This is a genomic window from Acidicapsa acidisoli, assembly GCF_025685625.1.
Classification (GTDB): domain Bacteria; phylum Acidobacteriota; class Terriglobia; order Terriglobales; family Acidobacteriaceae; genus Acidicapsa; species Acidicapsa acidisoli.
Genome location: NZ_JAGSYI010000001.1, coordinates 2,056,511 through 2,081,758 on the forward strand (window position 1 = coordinate 2,056,511; position 25,248 = coordinate 2,081,758).

Genomic DNA, 25,248 nt, shown 5'->3' on the forward strand with positions numbered 1-25,248 from the left:
TAAGGGTGGCAGTAGTCGGCCGGGGAGGGAGCTAGATGGACAGTCTTGCGTGGCTTCAAAATTGGTATACCGAACAGTGTGACGGCGATTGGGAGCACGCGAACGGAGTTCAGATTGACACCCTTGACAATCCTGGTTGGAGTGTCAACATCAACCTCCAGGACACTCGGTATAGCGAGGTATTGAATGCCGTGATCGTCGATGAAAACGTCGGAGACTCAGACTGGATTGTTTGCAGGATTGTCGATGGGAAATCCGAAGGTCGCGGTGACTCTCAAAAGCTCTTGGTAATTGTTCAAAGATTTCGCAGCTGGATCGATAACTTTTGAAGATGTTTGACCAAGTGACTTAATCTCATAGCTGGTGTTTAGCGACGTTGAACAACTGAATGTGCCTGCTTGGCCAGAACGTGTCCATCTCCCGCAAAAAGGTGTTGGGAGACTTCGGGTTGAAGTTGCCGATTGCCTGACTTCACGGGAGGTACACTCGTACGATGACCGAGCCAGATAATTTGAACGTGCCGATCATTGGGGGATCCAGCGGCACAACAGCGAGGAAGCTGGGGGTTTGGGTTCTCGAAATCCTAAGTGAGGCTATTGGCACATGCCTCATTTTCATTGCCTTCGCTTTCTTGCAGTTTCGACATGAAGAACCACCCTTGGGTAATGATCTCTCCCTATACAAGCTCTTTGGGATTTCGATAGTCGTTCTCATTGAATTCGCGATGACCGGGTATCTTGCGACCACGTTGATTTCACGGTTCGCTCTTCGAGGCAAGGTGCAGCGACTTTACCCGTATGCTTGCGCTGGCCTCTATTTGTTGCACTCTACCATCTTTTTTGTCGCGGCTGGAAATCCCCTACTTAGGCTCGAGGACTTGGAAATCCAGTTCCCCGGCGCAATTCTGACGTTAGCTTGCACATGGGGCGGAAATCAACTCGTTGCTCATTGGGACAAGGACAGCAGTGTCTGGCGCATTGTTCCCTGAAAACGGGGTTGCGGCAAGTTCTCCTGGTCCCGAGAAGCGCCAAGGCGCGGCGCGTCAATCCTCCGCCCGGCACGTCGATTACATATAAACGACGTGCCGGGCCGCATGAAGAGAAAGAAAGAACTTGCCAACTGTAGATAATTCGACCAACTGCCATTCTTGGGCGGCTACATCGTCCAGTTCAACGATGCGGGCAGGAATGGAAAACAACTCTGCCAACTGTGATGCGCGGAAGCGACGTGCGCCCGCGACAATCTCGAATCCGCTGGCGTCGGGCCTGACGGTGATGGGTTGGATGAGGCCATTCTGCCGAATGCTTTCGGCATTTTGTGGCGCTGATCGTTTTGTTGCCGATGAAGTGGGGAGCCGCATGGAAACAGGCGGCTCCCCTTCGTGATAGGCACATAACTATTACAGCGAGCTAAGCCATTTCAACAGCTCTTGATCGTCACGCCATCCTTTCGTTGGGTGAGCTGATTCCGAAGTTCCGGTTGGCGGGAGGCAAGCCTCCACAGCAGCCTGCTTCGTCCTTAAGGTGATTTCGACATAACGGTTGGTGGTCTCCAAGCTGACATGTCCCAGCCAGGCTCGGATGACATTGACGTCTACGCCTTGCTCCAGCAGGCCAACCGCCGTGGAGTGACGGAAAACGTGCGGAGATACGCTCCGGCGCCTCTTATCCGGAGTGGTGGGAGACAAGGCGGACGTGTGCCGCTTAACGATTTTGTAAATGCCGAACCGCGTCAGAGGCTTTCGCTGACGAGACATGAACAAGGGAACGCCTTGGTTCCCGTGTACGTCGGCTGTCAACTTCTTCAACAGTTCAGCAGTTTCAGGCCAGATCGGACAACTTCGCCACTTATCGCCCTTGCCGTGAAGACGTGCGCGCAGTGGCCCGTCGAGATCAACATCTTCGACTCTCAGGTCGGCCACTTCCTGCGCTCGCGCACCGGTGTTGTATAGCACCATGAAGAGAGCCCGATCGCGCAGCGCAAGGATGCCGTTGCGTGGCAAGCTCCGGAAAAGGGTTTCGATTTCGTCGTGTTCCAGGAACAGGGTGTGGGGAGGCGCGGTGCGTTTGACAGGAATCGCCTCCACTTGCTGGGCTTCAGCCAGCATCTCAGGATGCCTGAGAGCGAGGAAGCGGTAGAAGGTATGCAAGGCAGCTAGCCGCTGATTGCGTGTGCTTACACGATTGCCGCGCGTGGATTCCATGGTGCTGAGGAAGTCGCGCACGCGCTGTGCTGACAGGTCAGCAAGCGATAAGCGGGTGATCGGCCGCCGGCAACTGGCGGAGACATAGGCAAGGAAGAGCTTCATTGTGTCCCGATAGCTTCGAACCGAACCGGGCCGAAGACCCTTCTGCGTCTTGAGGTAGTCTTCGAAAAATGCGAACAGCACTCGCCCCACTCCGATCATTGTGCACCTCCTTTCGGGGCGAGCACCTGGAAGCGTTGAGCAGCCTGGTTGAGAAGCTCTTCGGTGATCGTCAGGTATACAGAGGTGGAAGTGGGATCGACGTGGCCGAGGAACGTGGCGAGGTGCATCAACCGGCAGTTGGGGTCGATGCCTTCCCGGTACCATCGAAGCAGCGTGGCGACAGCAAACGAGTGGCGCAGGTCATGGAGTCGCGGTGGCGACACGCCCGGCGGGATATGCAGTTCCAGCTTGGGCCAGAGGGCATGAAAAGTGATGCTGATTGTCCCTTCATCGACACCGCCACGCTTAGAGTTGAAGGTGAACATTGGCAGGTCGGAAGTTGGCGTGCTTCCATACCGTTCTGCCACGTAATCTTTCAGGCGCTGTGTAAGACGAGGTCCCATTGGCACATATCGGCTTTTGGCGAATTTCGTCTCCCGGATGAACAGCAGATTGCGTGTGAAATCGGCATCGCCCATCTTCAGTCGTGACACTTCGCCTACCCGCAATCCCAGACCATAAAGCAGAGCAAAAATCGTCTCGTACACAAGGCCTCGATAGGGCGCACGAGATCTCTCCGGCAGTTTTCGTGCTTCTGCCATTAGACGTCTCGCGGTATCGAGATCGAATAAGTATGGAATCCGGCTGCCGGTAATGCGGCGTGGACTAGCGGTCACAGGATTCCGCCGCGTCCACTGCTGCATAATTGCAAAGGCAAAGAACCGGCGCACTGCATACAGAATGAGGTTGTATCTCCTTGGCCCTACTGCAGGACGGGACGCCAGGAAATCATCGACTACAGCGCTATCGACGGCGTGCCAGTCGGCGATGTTGTGGTTGTAGAGATACCGGTCCAACAGGCGCAACGTATGCGCATCGTTTAAGTACTTGCGGTTCAGTGCACGCTTGTATTGCACGAACTGATGGAGGTACGGCGCCAGGAAGCTCTGGAAAAAGGGAGTGTTCATAGAGCCTCCCCATCGCCCATGGCAACCTCGCGCAGGGCTTCGATAGCGACTTTCGTATAGATGCGTGTGGACTCCGGCGAGCGATGCCCAACATAATCGCCGATAGTCTTAAGTGGAAATTCGGCGTCGATCAGGCGTTGTACGCAGGTGTGCCGGAAGGTGTGCGATCCTGCCCGTCGGACCTTGATCCCTGCCTTCTGAAGATAAAACACGGCGCTTGATGCAACCGCCGCCGGACTGATCGGAGCACGCGGCGCCACCACGCGGAAAAATAGATGGCGATCCTGCGTCTCAGGCCGCCCACGCTTGAAATAGTCGATCAACGCTTCAGCCACAACGCCGGCAAGCGGATAGGCAGTCGCATGGCCGGCCTTGCGTTCTGGTACCTGAAGGCGCTCGCGTTTCCAGTCGATATCCTCCAGCGTTAGCTTGGCAACTTCATGGGCGCGCAGGCCGTAGGTGACGAGGAGCAGCAAAATAGCATAGTCTCGCCGCCCCCGGATGGTCCTGCGGTCCACAACGTCCAACGTGCGACGGACTTCATCCCAGGTGATTGATCGGGGGACATCGGCCAGCCGGTATACCTGCGACATGCCCACTGCGCCGCTGAGATTCCTGTCCGTAATTCTCTGCCGATGGCAGAAACTCAGCAGCACCTTCAAATGACCGCAGAGCTCGCGGCGGGAAGTGGGAGCCAGCCCCGGTGCACAGTCAACGATGAACGATGACACCAGCGCCGGCGACAACTCGCCAAACGAAGTGATGCCAGCCTTGCGAAGGTATTCTCCGAAGACATGCAAATGGTGACGATATCCATGAATCGTACTTTCCATGAGCCCGCGTTCATCGCGCAGATATTCCTGAAAACCTGGAACTACTGACACAAGCGGAAATGGACGGCGATGCCGATTCGACATCACACGCCCATCTCTGGCGAGCCGCAGCATCTGCCGCAAGCCGTTGCCCACATCAATCGCATGTTTGCGCAACGCTGCGGCTGTCTTTGCTTCGGCTCCATGTTGGACTAGCCATTCGGATACGAACTCCTCGATTAGATCGAAGGCGGAAGCTACCTCTGTGCAGCCCCGCTTTTGTGCGAACGCGGCAAAGTGGTATACGTGTGTCACCCGGCGAAGAATGGTAGGCCGAGCGTAGCCGTTGGCCTCCAGCCATTCCACATAACTGTCGATTTGAGGCCCAAGCCAGGTGTCACGGATTCGGTCGATGGTTGAAGGTTTGACAAAGAAGTGCTCTAACATGAAAACCTCCATTCGGAAATTTCCGATGGACGCAATCATTCCACTACGCACTTGCCATTATGTATCCTTAAAATTGCGGATCTCGTGTTTCCACGCGGCTCCTCAGTTCCGCGGCAACAAAACGATCAGCGCCACAAAAGGCCGATTTTGTTCCCGGGAACAAAATCGGCAAGCTCTTCCAGTTTTGTTTGATCGAAGGTCACGCGCGGGTTGGTGGTAGACTCACGAATTTGGTCGATGGCAATAAATTGGAATGCGCTGCTGTTCTGCATGATGCCCTCCTTTGGGCGTGGTTGGGCTATGAGGTTGTGGAGCGGACGCGGCTTCCCATCCGCTCCAAGGCGGAACGGACTAAGCGCGTCGGCTCTGCTGGTGCTCGTAGGCGTACAAGAAGCCTTGCAAGCGCAGGTTGTTGTCCCACTCGATGGCGAATCGCTTATGCTGCTCGTGCAAGGCGGTCAACGCGACGTATCGACCGCGGACGAGATTGCGACTCCACTGCTCAACGCCGAGGTAGCCCGAAGGTCCAATTGCCCGATGAAACCGGCACGCACTTCCTGACGATCGGGCCTGCCTACCAGTCAGACGAGTAGATCGACGAGGGCCTTCAAGATCGCATAACCCGGTCCGGTGTCCGTATAGCTTCCAGGTCGATACGAGTGCCGGACCGTTTCTTCCGTACCTTATTTGCTTGATTGAGTCCCTGAGTCTTCCGCTTGCGCATTTTTTAGACGCCGTCAGACCTCATACTGATCGTGCTTGGCTGGATATGGATCCTCATACCCCCGCAACCAAAATCGAAGCCAACCGGCCTTGCCTGTGCGCCTTGGCTCGACCAAGAATCCGCGAACTACCCATCGATGAATGCTCCTACCCTTCCTTCACAATTTCCTTGAGACAGCTTCATTTTCTGCGCGATCACGAATATTAGGCCGCTTTGTCGTTCACTAGTTGCGTCGGCAAGCCCGGGATAATGTGTCCAGGGCTCTTGTCCGAGATGCCGGTTTTACGTCCACTTGGTGATTTCTACGCATATCTGCCTTGTCACGGCACTCCCGGGAATCTTCGGGAATCGAGGGGCACCGAAAGGAACACGCGGTAACGGTTGGAAATCGATAATGCGGAGCGTAGTTCAGATGGTTAGAACACCTGCCTATCGCGCAGGAGGCTGCGGGTCGTCGCTCTCGCCAGAATTGTTTGCGACACCGGCACTGCACTTGCTTCTTGAGGTCCGAGGGCTTGATCTCCGGCTACTTGAATCACCGGTGTGATGATCGATCCCCGCTCCCATTCTATGCCCATCTCCTCGATGTGCTTCGTCGGACGAAGCCGTTACGCAGTCATGTACCACCCAATCGCTTGCACTCGACCCTCCGAAGTTCCATCCTGCTGCGAGATCGTTCGTTCGACGCTTCTGCGCTGTTTCTCTCGTAATTGCAACGGAGCTTACCTGATAATCTCGTGTACCTCCGCGATGTATCCTCCTGGAAATTCGACCATGGCCGCGCGCCGGCCGTCTGAGGTATATGGTTGGACAATGATGCCGACTCCGAGCGATTTCGCCTTAGCCAGCGTATCGGTAAGGCTCACAACTTCGTAGCCGGTCAGCTCTCTTCCGTAAGGGTATGGAAGGTGCCCGTCTGTCATCAGGACCGTGAGTTTGCCGAAAAGGGACTCGACCCTAATCCGACGGAAGGTTTCGCCAGCGCGTCCAATTTCGACGCCGGCCGCGTGCGGATCATCGGATACGACTTTCCCGTGAGAAAAGGCGAGGAAGCTCTGTAGGAATTCTGCGACTCGGACGGACGACAAGTAAACGCGATTCTCGGGGACCATCTGAAATGGCTGATAAGAGGGTGTCTTGAAGTGCCAGTAGAGCTGAGTATTGACTCCACCCGGCCATTGGATGACGGCGTCACGACCAATTGGATCGGGAAACGAGTCAACGAGCACGTCGGCTCCCGTTGATTTTGCGGCAGCGATTGCAGCGTCAAAATCTGATACGAGGTATCCGGTCCTCTCGGCGCCAAAGGGATAAGGAACCGGCGTTTTGAACGCGAAGAGAGACACAGTGCCCACTGGCGTCTGCAGAAGCTGCGAAGTGGTACTGCTCGGTGTTGGTGTAACAGTAGCCACTACTTGCTTTGTACTCGTACCGCCGAATGTGCCGAGAAACGCCTTCACAAATGCGTCCACGTTCTCGGGCGCAACGTAGACATGCGTTGTGTCGTATTGAGGGGCGACAGCGATGGTTGGAGCGGATTGAGCTGAGCATATAGAAGCGCTGACGATCAGAAGAGCAACTGTGCAACGATGGACTAAGGACTCTCTCTGCATGAATCACCCCCAACTTGATCTCTGAATTCTTAGGACTTCAGCCATTACGATAGCGGCTCTGTTTCTTTCAGGCATTACCCATTACGGGCGAACCCTCTTTACCCTTTTGAGCGAGGATCTAGTGGAAGAATTCAGAGCAGGTTCTGAATGAGAGATCGACCGGCCTCTAGCTCTTGATCAAGGATTGTATGTGGCCTGCCGGGGTGGCGCATGAGTTCAACGCGGGCTCCCATTCGCTTCAGCTCAATAGCCGAGGCTTCCACGCGGGACCAGGGGACATGCGGATCGGGGTCTCCAGAACTGAGTAGAGCTGCCGTTCCAACGAGCGATCCTTCATGACGGATTCCGAGATCAGAGGGTCCTATTAAGCCCCCGGTGAATGCGATTAGAGCTCCATAATGTGTTGGATGACGGGCAACGGATTCAGCCGCGAGACACGCTCCTTGAGAGAAGCCGCAAAGCACAACGCGACTGAGCGTGACTCCAGCGGTCACGCAATTTTGAATAAGACCTGCAACTTTGGCGATTGCTGACGATAGCCATGGCTCATTCTGTTCGATAGGAGCGAGAAACGAATTCGGGTACCAGGTGTCGTTCGCGGCCTGGGGAGCGAGAAAGGATATGCGCTCATCGTAGAAGGCATCCGCAAGACGGAGGATGTCTTCTGCGGAACTGCCTCGACCATGGAGAAGGATCACCACGCAACCTGCGCCATGAAGGTCGTGTCCAGTGTAGGCGATAGGCGTGTCTGCGTGTGGATCAAGCATCGGCTTGCTCTTTCCGGAAGTGCGGCAAACCTATGGGCGGAAGCGATTGTTCAATATCTGCACGGTGTTCTTCGAGCCACGGCGGAAGTTTGAGGGCTTCGCCGAGGTGCTCGATCGGCTCATCGAAAGTGAATCCGGGCGGCTCGGTGGCAATTTCAAACAAAACGCCGCCGGGCTCACGAAAGTAAATGGAATGAAAGTAGGTGCGGTCGCGCACCGGAGTGACATTGAGAGTCACTTTCGACAGGGCCTGTCGCCACTCCAACTGAGCACGGTCAGTCGGTACTCGAAAGGCAATGTGATGTATTGTCCCGGCTCCCATGTCTCCGTAGACCAGTTCCGGCTGAACAAGAATGTCGACGTAATTCCCCGGCACGCTTGCCGACGACGTGAACCGAATGCGATTCTTCTCCCCACGTGCGTTTGAAAATCCCATTGTTTCGAGGACTGATGAGGTTAGTTCCACGCCCATTTCGCAAAGGGTAACACCATCAAATCCACGAATTGCGTGCTCAACAGGGACATCGCTGGTGCGTGGTGCTATGAAGTCCGGCGGATTCTCCCGTCCGATCAATTCAATTTGCATTCCGTCTGGGTCGCCGAGCCTGAGTACGGGGTCACCGAAGCGCTCGCCAACATGCTCGACGGGAGATCCATTGGCTAAGATGCGTCGTTCCCAAAACTCGAGCGATGATTGCGGTATAGAAAATGCGACAGAAGAAGTCTCCCCGACTCCGACTCGACCGCGTGGCGCATGCGGCCAAGCAAAAAATGTAAGGATTGAGCCTGGCGACCCTGCATCGTCTCCAAAGTAGAAGTGATATGAGCCGGGGTCGTCGAAGTTCACGGTACGTTTGACAAAACGGAGTCCAAGCACCTCACAGTAGAAATCAAGGTTGCGCTGCGGGTCCGAGGCGATTGCAGTTACGTGATGCAGTCCGACTATGGGCTCCGGCATCCAATCCTCCATCCCTGTCTTGAATCGCACAAATCATCAAGCGAGATAAGCCTACGCTTACTGTTTCGTATTTGGGTGAATCATGTCGCGTGCATATGTTAGCCCGATTCCGTATCCACCTCCGTGCTCTTCGACGATTTGTCGTGCACCTGCGTAGGTTTCGTGCCGCGTCCAATCACGCTGGAATTCGAGAAGCACCTGAATCCAACTCGTCAGCTTTGCCCCAGCACCTTCCATTCGATGCATCGCCAAATCATGGCCGACGGTCGTGAGCCCTCCACAGGCATCCCCTACTACGAATACTTCGAAGCCTTCTGATAACGCGGAGAGCACAGGAAACGATACGCATGCCTCCGTCAGCAATCCCGCGACCAGAAGGCGCTTTCTGCCTGTGGCCAGAACGGCGCTCCGTGCCGTTTCATCTTCCCATGCATTCATGTTTCGCCGCTCGATTGGCTCGACACCGGGCAGAACTGCATGGAGGACCGGAAACAGCGGCCCGCTGTATACCCGCGATGCCGAAGTCGAGACGATAACGGGTACATCGTAGACCTGCGAGGTGCGAGCCAGCGCGACCGCATTGTTAAGCAGTGTTTGCCGTGCCGTAGATTCCACACCAAACGCGAGTCCAGCCTGGAAATCCACGAACAACATTACACACTGCCCCGGACTTAAGAGTGTTTCAGCACCATTCATTGGAACCTCAGCCTGTATGTGCGTACGTGAAGTAAATTCGTCGAGTTTCCAGAATATGGGCCTGCCTTTTTCGAATCATCCCCCTTTCGGGTAACAGCGTCCGTCGCAAGCTTCACTGCTCAAAAGGGTAGAGTCGAACCGCCCACATTGAGGCAAGACGGCGATTGAATGGGCCGATAGCGTGATCATCAGTCGGTCAGTTTCCGATTTGATCTCGGCCTCAGTATCAGTACGAAGCGATTAGCTCCGAGATTACCCCTTTGAGTGAAGAAAATTCGCCTCGATTGGGAGTATCAGTCGCGGCTTAAATGCAGCAACAATCACGGCGGGGATTGGACTCAGCGGTAGCAAGAGCCAGCGAGCCACCTTCAGCAAATGAAGAACGGAGGAGACATGAAACTGCAACCGAGAAGTGAAAAGGGGCTGCTGACGCCAGATAACTGTGTCATCACCCTCATTGACCATCAACCTCAAATGCTGTTCGGCGTGGCAAGCATCGACCGGCAGTCTTTGATCAACAACGTCGTCGGCTTCGCCAAGGCGGCGCGAATCTTCAGCGTTCCTTTGATTCTGAGTACGGTCGAAACAAAGTCGTTCAGTGGAAATCTGTGGCCTCAGCTCCAAGCAATTTACCCCGATCAGACGCCGATTGAGCGCAGCAGCATGAATTCGTGGGATGACGAAAAGTTCGTTGCCGCTGTGAAAAAGACCGGCCGCAAGAAGATCGTGCTTGCCGGTTTGTGGACTGAAGTCTGCGTCGCATTCCCGACAATTCAGGCGATTCACGATGGATACGAAGTATACGTGGTGGAAGATCTGTGCGGCGATCTGGATGAGAAGACCCATCAAGCTGCCATGCGGCGAGTAGAACAGGCCGGGGCGAAGCCAGTCACCTGGATTCAGGTAATGCTCGAATGGCAGCGTGACTGGTCGCAGAGAGAAACCTATGCAGCCGTCATGGACGTTGTCAAGAATCACGCGGGCGCGTATGGCATGGGAGTTGAATACGCCTACACGATGGTTCACAATGCGCCGGCAACTGTTCATCCTGGCTGGGAAGTACCAGAAGAACTAGTGCACAGTTAGCCGAATCACGAGTGGGGCCGGCGATTGCCGGCCCTTTCATTTCCATGAATGAAAACGCGCGGAGGCATCTATGGGATCACTCAAGATCTTTCATAACGGCAAGATAGCTACGAATTCCAAGCCCTATTTTGTAGAGGCTATTGCGATTGAGGATGGGAAAATTGCTTCCGTCGGGCGCAATTCTGAAATTCTTCGGCTGAAGACTCCGGACACGAAAATAGTGGATCTCAAAGGTCACACGGTAATTCCTGGTTTGAATGATTCTCACCTCCACATCATTCGTGGAGGCCTGCACTACAACCTCGAACTGCGTTGGGATGGCGTACCGTCGCTAGCTGACGCATTGCGCATGTTGAAAGAACAGGCTGCAAGGACTCCCGCGCCGCAATGGGTGCGCGTGGTCGGAGGTTGGAACGAATTTCAGTTCGCTGAGCGGCGGATGCCAACGTTAGATGAGATCAATGCGGTGTCTCCGGATACGCCGGTCTTCGTCTTACACCTATATGATCGTGCACTCCTCAACGCGGCGGCGTTGCGCGCGGTGGGCTATACAAAAGACACTCCGAATCCGCCGGGGGGCGAGATTCAGCGTGACAAGACTGGCAATCCAACCGGAATGTTGATCGCGCGTCCGAACGCGGGAATCCTCTATTCCACTCTGGCGAAGGGGCCGGTTCTGCCCTATGAAGATCAATTGATTTCTTCACGGCACTTCATGCGAGAAATGAATCGTCTTGGTGTTACGAGCGCGATCGACGCCGGCGGCGGTTTTCAGAATTATCCGTCCGACTACAAAGTAATTTCTGAGCTCCACGAACGCGGTGAAATGACGGTGCGTATTGCATATAACCTCTTCACTCAGAGACCAAAGCATGAAATCGAAGACTTCCAGAACTGGACATCGACGACCAAACTCTTCCAAGGAGACCAGACATTACGTCTTAACGGAGCCGGTGAAATGCTCGTTTTCTCGGCAGCAGACTTCGAAGACTTCCTAGAGCCTCGACCAGATTTGGATGGAGTCCTGGAAAAGGAGCTTGAACGAGTAGTCCAACATCTCGCCGCGCAGCGCTGGCCCTTTCGACTCCACGCTACTTACAACGAATCGATCGAGCGATTCCTCAACGTATTCGAGAACGTGAATCGCGATGTCCCGTTCAACGGTCTCCACTGGTTCTTTGACCACGCAGAGACTGTCAGCGATAGAAATATCGAGCGTATCGCGGCACTGGGTGGAGGAATCGCAGTTCAGCATCGGATGGCTTTCCAAGGCGAATACTTTGTGGACCGCTATGGCGCAGCCGCCGCAAGAAGGACCCCGCCAATCCGGCGGATGCTGGAACTCGGCGTGCCTGTGGGCGCCGGCACTGACGCCACTCGTGTTGCCAGCTTCAATCCGTTTGTTTCTCTTTATTGGTTGGTTTCAGGAAGGACTGTTGGCGGTCTCGAACTATACCCGGAGGAGAATCGCATGTCTCGCGAAGAGGCTCTGAAGCTCTACACACAGGGCAGCAGTTGGTTTTCCACCGAAGACGGCAGTAAGGGAGGCTTGTATCCGGGACAACTGGCCGATTTCGCTGCGTTGAATGGAGACTATTTCGGCGTACCCGAAGAGGAGATCAAGCACCTGGAATCGGAGCTGACCGTAGTAGGTGGAGAAATAGTACATGCCAGCAACGATTTCATGACGATGGCACCACCAGCGCTGCCTTCTGCGCAAGATTGGGCTCCAACTGGGCACTACGGGGGCTACCACAGCGAGGTCAGCTCATCTACAGCGATTCACACGCATCGATGTGATATTCACGTTCGCCATGCGGCGCTGCAAAATAAGTTGGGCGAGGCAATTTGGGGCCTCGGGTGTGACTGCTTCGCGTTCTGAGCGAGTGTGCATCTCTGGAACTGCAGGTGCAAAAAATCGAGGAGAAGGAAGATGAAGGGTCTATTCATATCGTTTGCAGTCGGAGCTTTCGTTGGTTTGCTGTACGGAGTAATTAAGGTAAAAAGTCCCGCGCCTCCCATCATTGCTCTGCTGGGACTACTCGGCATGGTGCTAGGTGAACAAGTGGGTACTTGGGTCCATGCAAAAAAAGTAAATGTCGCGCACGCCGCTTCAACTTGCCTTACCGGTAAGCACTGGGATTCACCTCTCCAAGTAGCAGAACAGGCTTCCGTATTGCCGCGGGCTGAATGAGAGTGCATGTCGATCAAGTTGAGTACCCTCGCTCTTTTGTTTTTTTTGGTGCAACCGGGACTTTTCAAGTCGCTGGCCCAAACCGATGCGCTCAAGACCTCTCCTGATAGAGCGTATAAGCTCTTACGCGAGGATGAAGACTGGAGCTTCCTCGAAGACAAGAGTCTTCGCCAGGATTCTTGGGATCCGATTAAATACATTCACCTTCGGAACGGTCAAAAGGACTGGTACATCACCCTTGGGGGAGAAGCGCGCGAGGTTTGGGAGCAAATCGGCAACGAGAATTGGGGCGAATCACCCTTTTGGAACGGATATCTCAACGAGAGATACATGCTTTATACCGATCTCCACTACGGTCCTCATGTTCGAACATTCTTTGAATTGAAAAGTGGTATCAACTCCTGGCGAGCCGGCGGTCCGCGCCCCATTGATGAAAAGAGACTCGATTTTCAAGTGGGTTTTCTAGAGGTCAGGGACGCCACATCGTGGGGATCGATCCAAGTCCGCGCAGGTCGTCAAGAACTGGAGTATGGGTCGGGTCGGCTCGTAGATGTGCGAGAGGGACCGAATGTACGGCTTAGCTTCGATGGATTCTTATTACGGGCCCGAATTCATTCGTGGCAAATAGACGGTATCGCAGTACGACCCGATGAAGACAAGCCTGGTGTTTTTGACAATGCTCCAGATCACACTGCGAGTTTTTGGGGTGTGTATGGAACGCACCCGATGCCTGCTAAGTCTCTGCTCGATGTTTACTATCTGGGCCAGGATCGCAAGGATGGCGCATTTGAGAGAGGAACCGAGCATGAGGTGCGTCACTCCGTCGGAGCGCGGCTTTCAAAACCGGTGGCCAGTGAGCATCCAGGTTGGGACTTCGATGATGAGGCTCTCTGGCAGTTTGGAAGTTTTGGAACGGCCGACATCCGTGCATGGACCGTCGCGACAGAGACCGGGTACAGGCTTCCGAATATTCCTTTGCAACCGCGTTTCAGCGCGAAGGCAGATATCTCAAGCGGAGACCATCCATCTACGAACACGCTGGGTACATTCAATCCTCTTTACCCCAAGGGAAACTATTTTGGCGTGTTGGCGACAACTGGGCCCGGACCGATCAACTTCATTGATGTACATCCTCACGTAGAGGCGTGGACTCCGCACAACATCTCCGTATCTGCCGATTGGATCTTTCAGTGGAGACAGAGCCTGGACGACGGTGTCTATGCCGTGCCCGGGTTCCTCATCAGACCTGCAGACGCCAGTCGAGCCCGATTTGTTGGAAACAGACCTGGCACCGAAATCCGATGGCAGGCAGATCGTCACCTGTGGTTCCAGGGAGACTACGGAGTCTTCTACGCCGGAAAGTTTCTCAAAGAAACGCAGCCAGGGCGGAATCTTAATTATTGGGCGGTTTGGGCGGGCTACAAATTCTAAAGCGGAGCTCACATGGATTCTCTGACTAACAGTGAGCGTGTCCTGCACGGCTCTCTCTATTGCCTGACCTTCGTCACCGGACTCGTCGACGCCGGCAGCTATGTCGCGATGGGCCACGTATTCACGGCCAATATGACTGGAAATATTGTTTTCCTTGGCTTCGCTGTTGGAGGGGTCTCGGGCTTGTCGATCGGCAGGTCGTCAACCGCTCTCGGCTTCGCGCTCCTTGGTGGCTTCCTGGCCGGCAGGCTAGATGCTTGGCTCGGTAACGGACGCCGGAACTCTTGGCTTGCGGTAGCCTTGGCAATTGAAGCAATGCTTCTCTTCGGAGCAACTGCTGTTGCCAGGTACTTTGAACCACAAGGGGGACAGCATATTCCGACCGCACTCTATGGAATTATTGCTCTATCGGCACTCGGTATGGGAATGCGCAACGGCACTGTCAGACGACTCGCGGTGCCGGAGTTGACCACAACTGTACTCACGCTCACGGTTGCGGCTCTTGCCTTCGACTTTTCGCTTGTGCCGGGCAGTAATCCCCGATGGCGCAGGCGCGTTGGCTCAATCGTGATGATGTTTTCCGGGGCATATGCCGGAGTACAGCTGGTCCGCCATTCCCTGGCACTGTTACTCGGTGTGGCCGCCGTACTGACGGTTTTCTGTACAGTCGCCCAAATCTATCGAGATGAAACACAGCACGAGGCTGGGCTTCGAGCGCAGCAGCGCTGACCGGCGTTACGCGTGATTTGCGGGAGAAGTCCGGAGAAACGAGGAGCCGGGAGCTCTACAATGATGAGCGTCCCGGCGCCGTCTGATTAGCTCTTGATGAAGTTCAGGATGTCGGCATTGATCAAATCTGCATTCGTCGTCATCATGCCGTGAGAGAGCCTCGGATAGACTTTGTGCGTTCCGCTTTTAAGAAGTTTCGCTTGGAGCAATGCCGCATTTTTGAAGGGAACGACCTGATCGTCGTCGCCCTGCATCACGAAGGTTGGCACCGTAATCGCTTTCAGATCGTCTGTTTGATCTGTTTCGGAGAATGCTTTGATCCCTTCGTAATGGGCCAAGGCGCTCCCCATCATCCCTGACGCCACCAATTTTGGATTATTCCCTGGGAGGCCTTCGCGCCAGGTCTATTGAAGCCATAGAACGGGCCCGAGGGAACATCGAGAAAGAGCTGAGCCCGGTTGTCGGCTAAGGCTTTGCGAAAGCCATCGAATACTTCGATTGGAGTGCCATCTGGATTCTTCTGGGTCTTGACCATAAGCGGTGGAACCGCAGCGATGAGCACTGCCTTAGCGACTCGCCCCTGTGGCTGGCCAAACTTCGCAACGTAGCGAGCCACTTCATCTCCTCCTGTTGAGTGTCCGATGTGAATTGCATTCCTCAGATCCAGATGCTCTGCCAGAGCTGAGGTATCAGAAGCGTAATGATCCATGTCGTGCCCCGTGTCCACCTGCGTGGAGCGACCGTGACCGCGCCTGTCATGCGCGACCACCCGATAATCGTGGGCGAGAAAAACAGCATTTGAGCATCCCAGTCGTCGGACGACAAAGGCCAGCCGTGATGAAACACAATGGGCTGGGAATTTTTTGAGCCCCAGTCCTTGTAGAAAATAGTGGTGCCGTCTTTGGTGGTAATGGATGCCATGGAAGACTCTCCTTGATTTTGTGAAAGATCAAATGCTGTTAGAGGATAGTTCAGATCTGCGCCGTAAGATGTAGTGATAGATCGAAAAGCGTCGCCCCCAATTAGAGCTTCGCGTCCTGTTGGTTCGGCCATGTACTGCTTAGAGTCTCCCCACGCGTCTTCACAGAAGGGCAATCAAGTGAGGAGGTCAGTTAGGACCGGTTGTTGTTCAAAGTTTGCCCATCCGCAACATCCCGCGGGGCGCTGAAACTTCGTCCATTCGGGTAGTGCCTGCAGTCAAGGCGAGCAAAGCACGGCGATACCCGCGTGCTGTCATTGGCTCGTCACGTCTAGTCGCTGGCGACCAAACAAGATGGAGTCTATTGACCAGCAGCCAGGCCCCAGCATGGCGATCGCCACGTAGACACAAATGAGTAGTATCCCCTCCTTCGGCTTTTGGCAGCCCATTAAGACTATGAAGGCCTCGAGCAGCGCCGCGAGAATTCCAGCGACCGGTGTCCAGAGCCCAACGATCAGGAGCCCGCCAGGTATCGCTGAGATGAGCGCGAGTAGGCCTGGGCCGCGAGATCCAGAAGCTGCAATCGCGGCGATTACATCCGTAAGCAAATATCCACCAGACGCGATTCGGAGCACGAGCAAGCCTGCGCCCGGCCACCCATTTGGAAAGATCGAAAACAGGCGTTGCAAGGAGGCATCCCCCTTTTGCTCTCAACCGTACCTGCGAATCGAAGCCGCGTGAAACGCCAAGAAGAGTAAGCTGCAAATTACCCTTTCGAGTCCTATAGGTCGATAATTCCCCGTTTAAGGGCGATGGTAACCGCGTGCGTCCGGTCATTCGCACTCAACTTGGAAAGGATGCTCTTCACATGAGCTTTGACTGTGTCCTCCGTGATTCTTAGCTTGTCCGCCACCAATTTGTTGGGATTTCCGCCGGCGATTGACTGAAGGACGTCCATTTCGCGCTCCGTAAGATTGCTTTCACCTGCGTGGTCGGCAATCTGAGCGGCGATTTCCGGCGGAATTCTCTTGCGGCCTGCGTAAACCTTGCGGATCGTGTCCAGCAGTTCCTTGCGCAAGAAGCCCTTGAGCAAATAGGCCCTGGCTCCAGCTTTGAGTGCGCGAAGGATCTGGACGTCTCCGCTGTAGGTCGAAAGAACGATGAATTTCGCCTCCCGAGAATCTCGAAGGATCTCCGTCATTGCGTCAACGCCACTCAAGTCGGGCATGCGCATGTCCATCAAAGTCACATCTGGTTGGTGCAGACGAAAGAGTTCAATTGCTTCTCTCCCCGTGGCAGCTTCGGCCACAACCGTCATGTCGGATTGTTTAGAGACGAGTGATTCGACTCCCTCTCGTAAGAGAGGGTGATCATCAACGATGAGAATGCGGATGGGATCAGAGCCGTTCGACATCATGTGCCTGCTCCTTTTTGTGGGATAATCTGAACCGGACGCGCGATGGAGCCGCGTCGTAGGCAATATAAGCAGGAATCCTCAGCTCGATCTCGGTGCCGGCGCCTGGCTTGCTCCAGATGCTTAGGCATGCATGAATGTTTCTTGCCCTCTCATACATTCCCGTCAATCCCCAGTGACCTTCACGCCCGCGATTCTTCAGGATTTCTGAATCGACGCCGATTCCGTCGTCGCGAAATCGAAGACGGAGAAATTGATCCGAATAAGCAACTTCCAGCTCGATTCGTTGCGCACGAGCGTGGGAGAGTGAATTCAATAGTGCCTCCCTTGCGATCCTGCACACTTCCTCTACGGTCCACGAGTTCACTGTCCTCGGTTGACCTTCTGTCACTACTGAGGTTGTTAGGGGCGGCGTCTTGCCACAGCAAAACTCCTCAATCAAATCGTTCATCATGGTTTTGAGGGAATCGGCGAGACAGCGCCCCGCTGGAGCCACTGAACGAATTCCTTGAATTGCCTTTCTGCTCTCTGCCAGAGCTTGATCTGCTCTGCTGAGAGCCTGTTCCAACATCTCCTTCGCACACAGCGGATCGGAGAGGACTGTGTCGGTCGCTATTTGAAAACGAAGAATGAGTCCTTGGAAGCTCTGCAGCAAGGTATCGTGGAGTTCTTGTGCCATTCGGGTCCGTTCGGCAAGCCGTTCTTGAAATCGAATATTCAACTGGTGAGTAAGGAGAAACATGCGACACCGGTAGAAGAGAATCGCTGTTATGAGAGCTGACCCCAAGCAGGTTATGCGAAACCAACCGGATTGCCAGAAATCGCGTTTGATAGCGAACTCAACGGTGGCGTAGTCCGCACCCACCTGCGTGAAGTTTTTGCGAGTTGAGTCAGGTTGAACTTCGGTGAACGGAGAATCTCCGACAGGTTGTAGCCGCCGGATCGTTCTGTGTGCGGAGACGAAATTTTCTTGACCCTGCTGAGCTTCCGTCAATTTTCCACCGTTATATTCAGTCTGGTCAGGACCGCCCGCAAGTGAGCCTTGGGTGAATTTGATCGGCGGGTCTCTGGCCGAGTCACGTGATCGGCAGCCAATCCTGAATAGCAGAGGGGCCACCAGGAGTAGGCCTATCGTCGCCCATTGGACTGAGTGCGCCGCTCGCAAAAGAGCGCGATCGGCTTTTGACCGCGGGAATTCGGCGGCCCGGATCTTGCAGGGAAGACCGAGGCGTACTATCGGTGTGTCGGAAGAGCATCGCCACATGTCCGGGGTCTCGACTTCTGGACAAATACGGTTGGTCGTCGGGGAATTGTGCTGGTGATGGCCCGAGCGGATCAGACGACACTCAAAACGTGGATCGAATTTTTCATTGACTACCCTGCAGAACTGAAAGTTGTGCCTTGGCAGATTCCGTAAAGCTCCATGGACCATGCGTATCTCTGACTACCGCCGGGGTAAATGTTCTGCCGATGATTTGAGAGTGAAATCCGGGTGAAATCTGGAAACGCGTTGATTCTAAAGACAAGACCCAGGATTCGACGTTTGTCGAATGCTCGCTCTCATCGCTGTTAGGGAGGAGGCGGCCTCGACAGAGGCGGAAGCTGTTGCCATCGATCTGAACCTGCTTATGTGTCATGCTAGGGTTTAGTAGACATCGGCCCTTTTTTGTGGCTCCTATGGCAAACGTGCTTTCAGGTCGCGTCCGGTTGGGGGTCTTTGAAGTTGACCTCAAGTCTGGAGAACTGCACTCAATTGAGGCACCCGCAGCCAAGCCGACTCTTCTGAGGGAGCAGGTATTGCAAGTCCTGCGGCTATTGGTGGAGCGTAGCGGAGAGATCGTCACCCGTGAGGAGATCAAGAGCAAGTTGTGGGCCGATGACACGGTAGTGGAATTCGACCAGAGCATTAACGCGACCATCAAAAGCCTGCGGCGTGCGCTGGGGGATTCCGCGGATGAACCCCGGTATATCGAGACCTTGGCGCGGCGTGGCTATCGATTGATGGTCCCGATAGAGTACCAGGAGTCATCGCCAGAAACCACGTTGGAGCAGGACCCGGATCAGCGCGGGCGCACGGGCCGGATGGGCGAACAGGCGGCCAAAGTTCAGCGGCGGCTAAAGCCTGCCTGGTGGAAAATTGCGCTCCTGGTCGCGCCTGCCGTCATTTTGGCTGGCGTGGGCTACATTTCTTGGCGGCACTCTCGTTCCACAGCACCACCCACTGCAGAAAGAATCAGGCTCGCCGTGCTGCCGTTTGAGAATCTCACCGGCGACCCCAATAAGGAATACCTCGCGGATGGGCTTACCGAAGAAACGATTTCACAACTGGGCCGGCTTGACCCGAAACGGCTGGCCGTCATCGCTCGGACCTCCGTAATGGGATACAAACACAAGGACGAACACCTGGACCAGATCGGACGCGATCTTTCTGTGCAGTATGTTCTGGAAGACAGTCTTCGCCAAAACGGAGACCACATACGTCTTACCGCGCAACTCATTCAGGTGAAGGACCAAACTCATCTGTGGTCGGAGGATTACGACTATACGGCGAAGGACATACTTAATGTCGAAGACGACGTAGCCAGCGCGGTTGCGCAACAAATCAGGTTGCGTTTGACTTCGCAACAACAAGCAGACTTGACTCAATCGCATCCGGTTAATCCGGAAGCCTTCGATGCCTACTTGCGGGGGTACTCCTTATTCGAGCGAAACACCAGCAAGGATGCGGAAATGGCAGCGAAGTATTACGAACGAGCGACCCAACTCGATCCTTCCTACGCTTTGGCTTGGGTCGGGTTGTCTCGAGTGCACAACTGGGAAGTCAACATAGACCTCATTCCCGCTGAGGAGGGTCACCGGCTTGCGCGCGAAGAAGTGGAACGGGCGTTAGCTCTAAACCCGAACCTAGCAGAAGCGCATATTCAGATGGGACGGATTAAGCAGCAGACCGACTTCGACTGGCTTGGAGTGGACGCTTCTTTACGAAGAGCCATTGCTCTGGAGCCAGGAAATCCCGAAGCTCTAACGGGGGAGGCTAGTAACTTAGAGATCCTCGGTCGCTTCGAGGAAGCGATTAAGTTGGACCGCCAAGCCGTTGACTTGGATCCTCTGAATGCGGATAGTTGGCAGCGTCTTGCAGAGGTTGAGTATTTTATGGGGCAATTGGACAAAGCCGCGGCGGATTGCAAAAAGGGGCTTGAGCTAAGCCCCGATGCTTGGCCCGGTCCTATGCTGTTAAGCCAAATCTATTTGTTGCAGGGGCGGCATCAGGATGCATTGTCTGAAATCAGGCTGGTACGATTTGATGCCCCACGTTTCATGCTGTATGCGATTGCGTACCATACGCTTGGTCTTGAAAAAGAATCGGACGCCGCCTTGAGTGAACTAATTGCGAAATACCATGAAGAGCCGGTGCTTGTCGCCGAGGCCTATGCTTGCCGTAACCAGTCCAATAAGGCCTTCGAATGGCTTGACCGAGCTTATGCCCAACATGATTCCAGTCTGATTGCCACGAAAATAGACCCTCTACTGAAGAGCTTGCACAACGACCCGCGATTTGCCGAGTTGTTGAAGAAGCTCAACCTGCCGACTTGACGCGCGCATCCCGCGGCAATCCATTCCCTACCTGCATCCGCTACTTGTGTCTTCCGGATCCTACCAATCTGATCCGACCGTAACTCTTTTCTGTCCGTGGATGCGCTTGGCTAGATGGGTACGAGCGCGATAGAGCCTTGACTTTGCAGCGGCAACCGAGATATTCAGGGCGCCCGCGATATCTTTCAACGGGAGATCTTCGGCCAATTGAATCTCGACGGGCGCGCGCAATCGGGGTTCAAGCTTTCTGATCGCATGCAGGAGGCGGTTCCACCGCTGACGGATGTCGCACAGTTGCTCCGGGTTGATGCCTGGGTCTCTCACCTCCAACGAAGGCTGATCAGCCCCTTCCTCAGATGAGGAGATCACCACAATCTCAGGATGTGTGCGCCGTCTTCGAAGAATCATCAATGCGGAGTTCATCGCGATTCGCGTCAGCCATGAATAAAGACTCGATCTTCCTTCAAATCGGCGGAGAGACACATATGCACGGAGGAGGGTATGGTCTGCAAACGAGACGCTTTTGAACTGTTCCGTTCCAGTTCTGATCGTCCATTGCGAGCGCGATCGCGCATTTCCAGTACGGATGGCTCGGGAACTGGCCTCTCTTTGCGATCCCAAGGCAGAATTGGTGATCGTTCCGGAGCAGGCCCACAATGAAGCCTTTTACGATCCAAAGTTGTCTTATTGGCACTACGTTCTCGATCACATCGCTTCCGATGGTTCTCATAGCCCTGGAACATCAACTTGAGTCGCACTCCGCGCAGCGATTGTCGAAGCTTAGTTGCGGCAGCACCCGCGTGCTTCGGGAACAGGATTGAAACTGAAATAGGGCACATCGATCCATACGAGTCTCGACATATATTGATACCCTCGTTTCGCCTTTCCGGCGGCATAAGCGCCAACAGCGTCGCAATCACGCCGGAGAGACCCACGGGATCGAGAGGCCTGGTTCCAGAAAGCATTGACAGGAAGGCGCGTGTTGCCGCGCAGCTCAACAGCAAGCCACGGCCGAGGCTGAACAGCGCTGGGCACAGACGCAGACCATCGAACAGCATCAACTGCAAGAGCCGATCGCGTTGTGCACCGAGTGACTTGCACTTTTGCAATATTCTGCTTCGACCGTGGCTTGGGTACTCGTTGTCTCGCCCTCATCGCGAGCCACGTGGCAGGTGCCCTATGGAGTTTTCCCGAGGTGGTTCGCGAGGGGAAAGGAATACGCACCACATCCGGCGGCATTTTCAAACTCGATCCTCATAACGAGGTTCAAACCATTCTCAATGAGCGAATTGGGCTGAACGCAACAGCAGACATATTCATATGCCGCGCGGCGCATCGAAAACTGAAGGTCCCCAAAAACCAAGATCTCCGCCCATTCGCGCAAACGGCGCGCGATAAGGACGGGGTACCTGGTCTCTTGAGCTTTACTTCTTGGGCCGCGACTCCGGCGGCACAAGACCTGCGAGGCGGTAGTACACAACGAGCTGGCCGTAGTGTTCACCGCCATGTTCGATGATGCCGTTTGCTATGTCGAGAACGCGCGATTTCTGATGAGGGAAGTAAACAAACTCCGTCATCATGCCTTTTTCACCGTGCGACAGAATGGCGGCGGATCCGTCGGCAAAGGATTTCTTGACGAATGCGACGATGTCCGCCTTTGTTTTGTACTGGTCGCGCTTTGGATCTTCTCCCGCGGGAGGCTTCCGCCCCATCACCGTATCAGTGAAGAGGTAGTTTGAACCCGCCGCGTGCAGCAACTGCTCGGCGAAGCTCCGCTGCGCGGGTGTCGGCTTGAAGTCATATTTGTCCTCGGGAAAATCTTCGGCCATCGCGGTCAGCTTGCGGCCAATCTCATTCCAGGAATCGAGCACGACTTTCACTTCCGGATCGGCAGGTTTGACGGCTGCATCTTTCTTCATTGCGCCCTGGGCATGGGCGGGAAACGCGCATGCCAGCAGGACGATTGCGAGAAACGGTATTCCCTTCATTTCTTTCTCCACGATTGAGTTCGCGAATCAAAGCTTCAGCTTCTTATTTCGTCTGCACCAGTCCTGCAACAACGGCAGCAAGTTTATCGAGTTGCTCCGCCCAGCCCTCGAGTTGCCCGCTCTCGATTGCGTTCTGCATGGTTTCGTTTCCAATGAAAGTGAGTTTCGTCTGGCCGTTTCCAATATCCTCGAAAAGAATCACGTTGTGCGCGTCGTCTATTGCCTCAAGCTCTATTTCCAGCTGCTCAGGCTCAATCTTGTTTCCCTTCGAATCGGAAAAGTACATCGATGAGACGATCTTCTCGTACGGAACAATCTCATAGTATTCACCACTGTTCCAGCCCTCCCACCCATCCGGCGTTCTCATGCTAAGGAGAAATTTTCCTCCCACGCGAAAATCTATCTCGCAAAAGGGCGCAGTGAAACCCTTCGGCCCCCACCACTGCATCACATATTTCGGGTCTGTCCACGCCTTCCAAACCAATTCGCGTGGGGCATCAAAAACTCTCGTGATAACCATCGGCTCTGTTTCATTCACCGTGTTTTTTGTCATCTCTGACCTCCTCTTTCTTCATTTGCTTTACAACGGCATCCAGTTTGTCGAAACTCTCTTCCCAGAACTGGCGATAGCTGATCGCCCAGTCGCTGACAGTCTTTATCGCCTCTGGCCTGAGCCTGCAAATACTCTCTCGACCACGTTTCGTTTTAATCACAATCCGCGCCCGCACCAGATAGGCAATATGTTTTGAAATCATCTGCTGCGAGAGTGCGAAGGGCTCCGTCAAGCCATGCACGGTGGCTGGCCCTCGGGAGAGTCGTTCGATCATCGCCCTACGGGTGGGATCAGACAAAGCCGCAAATGTTGTACCCAATCTATCCACAACCATATGGTAGTGGATATTCGTCGCATGTCAATTGCTATTCTCGCGATCCCCGTTTTCTGTTCCCTGATCGGCGGGTGCGCCTCTTAGAGACACCTGAACCCTTGACTCACTCCGTTGCGGCCGGAAGTGTTCGGCCGCCGCAAATTCCTTCGTTCCATGACCTTGAGATTCAAGTTTCTGAAACGACGGTTATTGCCCAGATCGGGAGGGAGCACGGTGTGGGCACGCTAACACGCGAGAAGATCCAACTGCCTTAACGGGATTCCCGGGATAGGATGGGACAAGAGAGAGGCTTCCCGTGTCTGAGGATGATCGTCAACATTTGGACGTGCAGCCTGAGAGTATCTGGCTGGTGGACAGAATCGTTTCCCGGGCCGCCGGCACGGAATCCGCATTCCTGCGTGACGGGTCTGGCTTTCGCCTCGACGGAAAAGACCCTTATCTCCGCCTGCATTTCGTCAGCATCTACGTGAGCGACCAGGAACGGAGCCTGCATTTTTTCGTCGATCTACTTGGCTTCAGCTTGATCTCCGACTCACACTTTGCTTCCGGCCGCCGTTGGATCGAGGTTGCTCCACCCGACGGCGCGGCGATCCTGACTCTCGTGAAACCCATTCCGGGGCTAAACCAAGACCATTTTGTCGGGAACTCCGGGATGGCCACCTTCCTGACCGAAGATGTGGAAGCCAAATATCGGGAATGGTCCGGGCGCGGTGTGTCTTTCTCTATGCCGCCGCAAACACCGGCATGGGGCGGCACCTACTGCGCGTTTCATGACCCCGACGGCAACACCTTCGCGCTTGCCGGTTTCGACGCGACCACTCGTGAACTGGACGCGCGCCGCCGCGCTTATGCCGACCGCATTGAAGCAGACACGCGTGCCGCGCGAGAACTGGAAATCGCCAAGCAGGTACAGGCACGTCTCTTTCCCCAACGTTTGCCTCCGGTTCCAACGCTGGATTACGCGGGGCTTTGTATCCAGGCCCGCTCCGTCGGCGGAGACTACTACGATTTTCTGGAACTTGGGTCCGGCCGCTTGGCGCTTGTCTTGGCCGACATTGCAGGCAAAGGCATCGCGGCATCCCTGCTGATGGCGAATCTGCAGGCCAACCTGCGCAGCCAGTGCGCCGTGGCCGCAGATGACCCGCAGAGGTTTCTGAATTCGGTCAACCGCCTGCTGTTTGAAAACACGGCCGAGAACGCGTACGCCACGCTCTTCTTTGCCGACTTTGATCCTCGCAGCGGATGCCTGCGCTACGCCAACTGCGGTCATCTGCCCGGTCTCGTGCTGCGCCCCGATGGGACCATCGAGCGGCTCGACGCCACCTGTACCGTGGTCGGACTGTTCGACCATCTTCCCTGCGCGGTCTTGGAGAATCGCCTCGATCCGGGCGACATTCTGGCTATCTACTCCGACGGCGTCACCGAGTCCTTCAATGCCAATGGCGAGGAATTCGGTGAGGCGGGATTAACGAATGCTCTGATGTGTCATCGTTCGCTGCCTGCAGAGCGGCTAGTCGCTGCGATTGTGGAAGAGGTCAAGCAATTCGCCACCGGCACCCAGTTCGATGACATCACGCTCATCATCGCCAAGCGCAGTGGTGCGCTCTAGTAACT

General features: G+C 54.9%; 27 protein-coding genes. 8 read left to right on the forward strand and 19 right to left on the reverse strand.

The annotated features are described in order from the left end of the window. The first annotated feature begins 35 nt into the window (after positions 1 to 35). On the forward strand, positions 36 to 329 hold the full coding sequence (locus OHL23_RS28785; protein WP_396127298.1) for an immunity 53 family protein: 294 nt from the start codon (positions 36 to 38) through the stop codon (positions 327 to 329). A 737-nt stretch (positions 330 to 1,066) separates the two neighbouring features. On the opposite strand, the gene OHL23_RS08275 is transcribed toward OHL23_RS28785, so the two are convergent. From OHL23_RS08275 to OHL23_RS08320, 10 genes are all read right to left on the reverse strand, one after another. Further along, positions 1,067 to 1,360: a ParB N-terminal domain-containing protein gene (locus OHL23_RS08275; protein ID WP_263351308.1), complete on the reverse strand. Its 294-nt coding sequence runs from the start codon at positions 1,358 to 1,360 to the stop codon at positions 1,067 to 1,069. Between the two features lie 39 nt (positions 1,361 to 1,399). Further along, the gene (locus OHL23_RS08280; protein ID WP_263351309.1) at positions 1,400 to 2,407 is read right to left on the reverse strand and encodes a tyrosine-type recombinase/integrase; all 1,008 of its coding nucleotides are present in this window, start codon (positions 2,405 to 2,407) and stop codon (positions 1,400 to 1,402) included. Next, entirely contained in the window at positions 2,404 to 3,375 is a 972-nt protein-coding gene (locus OHL23_RS08285; protein WP_263351310.1) for a tyrosine-type recombinase/integrase, read from the reverse strand. Before OHL23_RS08285 ends, OHL23_RS08280 begins: the two co-directional genes overlap by 4 nt. Beyond that, positions 3,372 to 4,634 (reverse strand): site-specific integrase, encoded by a 1,263-nt coding sequence (locus tag OHL23_RS08290; RefSeq protein WP_263351311.1) that lies wholly within the window; start codon positions 4,632 to 4,634, stop codon positions 3,372 to 3,374. Before OHL23_RS08290 ends, OHL23_RS08285 begins: the two co-directional genes overlap by 4 nt. A gap of 125 nt (positions 4,635 to 4,759) precedes the next feature. Further along, entirely contained in the window at positions 4,760 to 4,906 is a 147-nt protein-coding gene (locus OHL23_RS08295; RefSeq protein ID WP_263351312.1) for a hypothetical protein, read from the reverse strand. Positions 4,907 to 4,985: 79 nt separating this feature from the next. Beyond that, positions 4,986 to 5,096, reverse strand: coding sequence for a hypothetical protein (locus tag OHL23_RS28790; RefSeq protein WP_396127299.1), 111 nt, complete (start codon positions 5,094 to 5,096; stop codon positions 4,986 to 4,988). Positions 5,097 to 6,080: 984 nt separating this feature from the next. Beyond that, entirely contained in the window at positions 6,081 to 6,971 is an 891-nt protein-coding gene (locus OHL23_RS08305) for a glyoxalase (RefSeq protein WP_263351314.1), read from the reverse strand. Positions 6,972 to 7,102: 131 nt separating this feature from the next. Beyond that, positions 7,103 to 7,738 carry an alpha/beta hydrolase gene (locus tag OHL23_RS08310; protein ID WP_263351315.1) on the reverse strand — a complete coding sequence of 212 codons (636 nt, stop codon included), beginning with the start codon at positions 7,736 to 7,738 and terminating at the stop codon, positions 7,103 to 7,105. Continuing rightward, entirely contained in the window at positions 7,731 to 8,696 is a 966-nt protein-coding gene (locus tag OHL23_RS08315; RefSeq protein WP_263351316.1) for a ring-cleaving dioxygenase, read from the reverse strand. The genes OHL23_RS08310 and OHL23_RS08315 overlap by 8 nt, the downstream gene beginning before the upstream one ends. A gap of 57 nt (positions 8,697 to 8,753) precedes the next feature. After that, complete coding sequence (locus tag OHL23_RS08320) at positions 8,754 to 9,392, reverse strand: hydrolase (protein WP_263351317.1); 639 nt, start codon at positions 9,390 to 9,392, stop codon at positions 8,754 to 8,756. Between the two features lie 393 nt (positions 9,393 to 9,785). On the opposite strand from OHL23_RS08320, the gene OHL23_RS08325 reads away from it, so the two are divergent. From OHL23_RS08325 to OHL23_RS08340, 5 genes are all read left to right on the forward strand, one after another. Next, positions 9,786 to 10,478, forward strand: coding sequence for a hydrolase (locus OHL23_RS08325; protein WP_263351318.1), 693 nt, complete (start codon positions 9,786 to 9,788; stop codon positions 10,476 to 10,478). Between the two features lie 70 nt (positions 10,479 to 10,548). Beyond that, positions 10,549 to 12,360 carry an amidohydrolase gene (locus OHL23_RS08330; RefSeq protein ID WP_263351319.1) on the forward strand — a complete coding sequence of 604 codons (1,812 nt, stop codon included), beginning with the start codon at positions 10,549 to 10,551 and terminating at the stop codon, positions 12,358 to 12,360. Positions 12,361 to 12,411: 51 nt separating this feature from the next. After that, positions 12,412 to 12,672, forward strand: a complete 261-nt coding sequence (locus OHL23_RS28795; protein ID WP_396127300.1) for a XapX domain-containing protein — start codon at positions 12,412 to 12,414, stop codon at positions 12,670 to 12,672. Between the two features lie 6 nt (positions 12,673 to 12,678). Then, on the forward strand, positions 12,679 to 14,103 hold the full coding sequence (locus OHL23_RS08335) for an alginate export family protein (protein ID WP_263351320.1): 1,425 nt from the start codon (positions 12,679 to 12,681) through the stop codon (positions 14,101 to 14,103). A 12-nt stretch (positions 14,104 to 14,115) separates the two neighbouring features. Then, entirely contained in the window at positions 14,116 to 14,832 is a 717-nt protein-coding gene (locus OHL23_RS08340; RefSeq protein WP_263351321.1) for a YoaK family protein, read from the forward strand. Positions 14,833 to 14,918: 86 nt separating this feature from the next. Here the strand turns inward: OHL23_RS08340 and OHL23_RS29175 are convergent, their stop codons facing one another. The 5 genes from OHL23_RS29175 to OHL23_RS28800 all read right to left on the reverse strand — a co-directional run bounded on the left by OHL23_RS29175 (position 14,919) and on the right by OHL23_RS28800 (position 18,597). Further along, a complete protein-coding gene (locus tag OHL23_RS29175; RefSeq protein ID WP_317891659.1) occupies positions 14,919 to 15,170 on the reverse strand; it encodes an alpha/beta hydrolase in 252 nt (83 codons plus the stop codon). An 11-nt stretch (positions 15,171 to 15,181) separates the two neighbouring features. Continuing rightward, a complete protein-coding gene (locus tag OHL23_RS29180) occupies positions 15,182 to 15,601 on the reverse strand; it encodes an alpha/beta fold hydrolase (RefSeq protein WP_449701808.1) in 420 nt (139 codons plus the stop codon). Beyond that, complete coding sequence (locus OHL23_RS29185; protein WP_449701815.1) at positions 15,490 to 15,753, reverse strand: alpha/beta fold hydrolase; 264 nt, start codon at positions 15,751 to 15,753, stop codon at positions 15,490 to 15,492. Before OHL23_RS29185 ends, OHL23_RS29180 begins: the two co-directional genes overlap by 112 nt. 779 nt (positions 15,754 to 16,532) lie before the next feature. Further along, positions 16,533 to 17,168, reverse strand: a complete 636-nt coding sequence (locus tag OHL23_RS08350; protein WP_317891660.1) for a response regulator transcription factor — start codon at positions 17,166 to 17,168, stop codon at positions 16,533 to 16,535. Further along, positions 17,149 to 18,597 (reverse strand): sensor histidine kinase, encoded by a 1,449-nt coding sequence (locus tag OHL23_RS28800; RefSeq protein ID WP_396127301.1) that lies wholly within the window; start codon positions 18,595 to 18,597, stop codon positions 17,149 to 17,151. Before OHL23_RS28800 ends, OHL23_RS08350 begins: the two co-directional genes overlap by 20 nt. Before the next feature lie 245 nt (positions 18,598 to 18,842). Here OHL23_RS28800 and OHL23_RS08360 point away from each other — a divergent pair, with 245 nt between their 5' ends. Continuing rightward, positions 18,843 to 20,759: a winged helix-turn-helix domain-containing tetratricopeptide repeat protein gene (locus tag OHL23_RS08360; protein WP_263351323.1), complete on the forward strand. Its 1,917-nt coding sequence runs from the start codon at positions 18,843 to 18,845 to the stop codon at positions 20,757 to 20,759. Between the two features lie 60 nt (positions 20,760 to 20,819). Here the strand turns inward: OHL23_RS08360 and OHL23_RS08365 are convergent, their stop codons facing one another. From OHL23_RS08365 to OHL23_RS08380, 4 genes are all read right to left on the reverse strand, one after another. Next, a complete protein-coding gene (locus tag OHL23_RS08365) occupies positions 20,820 to 21,416 on the reverse strand; it encodes an RNA polymerase sigma factor (protein ID WP_317891661.1) in 597 nt (198 codons plus the stop codon). Positions 21,417 to 22,183: 767 nt separating this feature from the next. Further along, complete coding sequence (locus OHL23_RS08370) at positions 22,184 to 22,747, reverse strand: DinB family protein (protein WP_263351325.1); 564 nt, start codon at positions 22,745 to 22,747, stop codon at positions 22,184 to 22,186. Positions 22,748 to 22,790: 43 nt separating this feature from the next. Continuing rightward, positions 22,791 to 23,300: an SRPBCC family protein gene (locus OHL23_RS08375; protein WP_263351326.1), complete on the reverse strand. Its 510-nt coding sequence runs from the start codon at positions 23,298 to 23,300 to the stop codon at positions 22,791 to 22,793. Next, positions 23,278 to 23,628 (reverse strand): ArsR/SmtB family transcription factor, encoded by a 351-nt coding sequence (locus OHL23_RS08380; protein ID WP_263351751.1) that lies wholly within the window; start codon positions 23,626 to 23,628, stop codon positions 23,278 to 23,280. The genes OHL23_RS08375 and OHL23_RS08380 overlap by 23 nt, the downstream gene beginning before the upstream one ends. A 301-nt stretch (positions 23,629 to 23,929) precedes the next feature. Between OHL23_RS08380 and OHL23_RS08385 the strand changes: the two genes are divergently transcribed. Next, positions 23,930 to 25,243 (forward strand): PP2C family protein-serine/threonine phosphatase, encoded by a 1,314-nt coding sequence (locus tag OHL23_RS08385; RefSeq protein ID WP_263351327.1) that lies wholly within the window; start codon positions 23,930 to 23,932, stop codon positions 25,241 to 25,243. Positions 25,244 to 25,248: the final 5 nt, after the last annotated feature.

Bases quoted from the DNA above. Each gene is read 5' to 3' on its own strand.
- OHL23_RS28785 (WP_396127298.1), top strand. From the start codon at position 36: ATGGACAGTCTTGCGTGGCTTCAAAATTGGTATACCGAACAGTGTGAC.
- OHL23_RS08275 (WP_263351308.1), bottom strand. From the start codon at position 1,360: ATGCGGCTCCCCACTTCATCGGCAACAAAACGATCAGCGCCACAAAAT.
- OHL23_RS08280 (WP_263351309.1), bottom strand. From the start codon at position 2,407: ATGATCGGAGTGGGGCGAGTGCTGTTCGCATTTTTCGAAGACTACCTC.
- OHL23_RS08285 (WP_263351310.1), bottom strand. From the start codon at position 3,375: ATGAACACTCCCTTTTTCCAGAGCTTCCTGGCGCCGTACCTCCATCAG.
- OHL23_RS08290 (WP_263351311.1), bottom strand. From the start codon at position 4,634: ATGTTAGAGCACTTCTTTGTCAAACCTTCAACCATCGACCGAATCCGT.
- OHL23_RS08295 (WP_263351312.1), bottom strand. From the start codon at position 4,906: ATGCAGAACAGCAGCGCATTCCAATTTATTGCCATCGACCAAATTCGT.
- OHL23_RS08305 (WP_263351314.1), bottom strand. From the start codon at position 6,971: ATGCAGAGAGAGTCCTTAGTCCATCGTTGCACAGTTGCTCTTCTGATC.
- OHL23_RS08310 (WP_263351315.1), bottom strand. From the start codon at position 7,738: ATGCTTGATCCACACGCAGACACGCCTATCGCCTACACTGGACACGAC.
- OHL23_RS08315 (WP_263351316.1), bottom strand. From the start codon at position 8,696: ATGCCGGAGCCCATAGTCGGACTGCATCACGTAACTGCAATCGCCTCG.
- OHL23_RS08320 (WP_263351317.1), bottom strand. From the start codon at position 9,392: ATGAATGGTGCTGAAACACTCTTAAGTCCGGGGCAGTGTGTAATGTTG.
- OHL23_RS08325 (WP_263351318.1), top strand. From the start codon at position 9,786: ATGAAACTGCAACCGAGAAGTGAAAAGGGGCTGCTGACGCCAGATAAC.
- OHL23_RS08330 (WP_263351319.1), top strand. From the start codon at position 10,549: ATGGGATCACTCAAGATCTTTCATAACGGCAAGATAGCTACGAATTCC.
- OHL23_RS28795 (WP_396127300.1), top strand. From the start codon at position 12,412: ATGAAGGGTCTATTCATATCGTTTGCAGTCGGAGCTTTCGTTGGTTTG.
- OHL23_RS08335 (WP_263351320.1), top strand. From the start codon at position 12,679: ATGTCGATCAAGTTGAGTACCCTCGCTCTTTTGTTTTTTTTGGTGCAA.
- OHL23_RS08340 (WP_263351321.1), top strand. From the start codon at position 14,116: ATGGATTCTCTGACTAACAGTGAGCGTGTCCTGCACGGCTCTCTCTAT.
- OHL23_RS29185 (WP_449701815.1), bottom strand. From the start codon at position 15,753: ATGGCATCCATTACCACCAAAGACGGCACCACTATTTTCTACAAGGAC.
- OHL23_RS08350 (WP_317891660.1), bottom strand. From the start codon at position 17,168: ATGATGTCGAACGGCTCTGATCCCATCCGCATTCTCATCGTTGATGAT.
- OHL23_RS28800 (WP_396127301.1), bottom strand. From the start codon at position 18,597: ATGGTCCATGGAGCTTTACGGAATCTGCCAAGGCACAACTTTCAGTTC.
- OHL23_RS08360 (WP_263351323.1), top strand. From the start codon at position 18,843: ATGGCAAACGTGCTTTCAGGTCGCGTCCGGTTGGGGGTCTTTGAAGTT.
- OHL23_RS08370 (WP_263351325.1), bottom strand. From the start codon at position 22,747: ATGAAGGGAATACCGTTTCTCGCAATCGTCCTGCTGGCATGCGCGTTT.
- OHL23_RS08375 (WP_263351326.1), bottom strand. From the start codon at position 23,300: ATGACAAAAAACACGGTGAATGAAACAGAGCCGATGGTTATCACGAGA.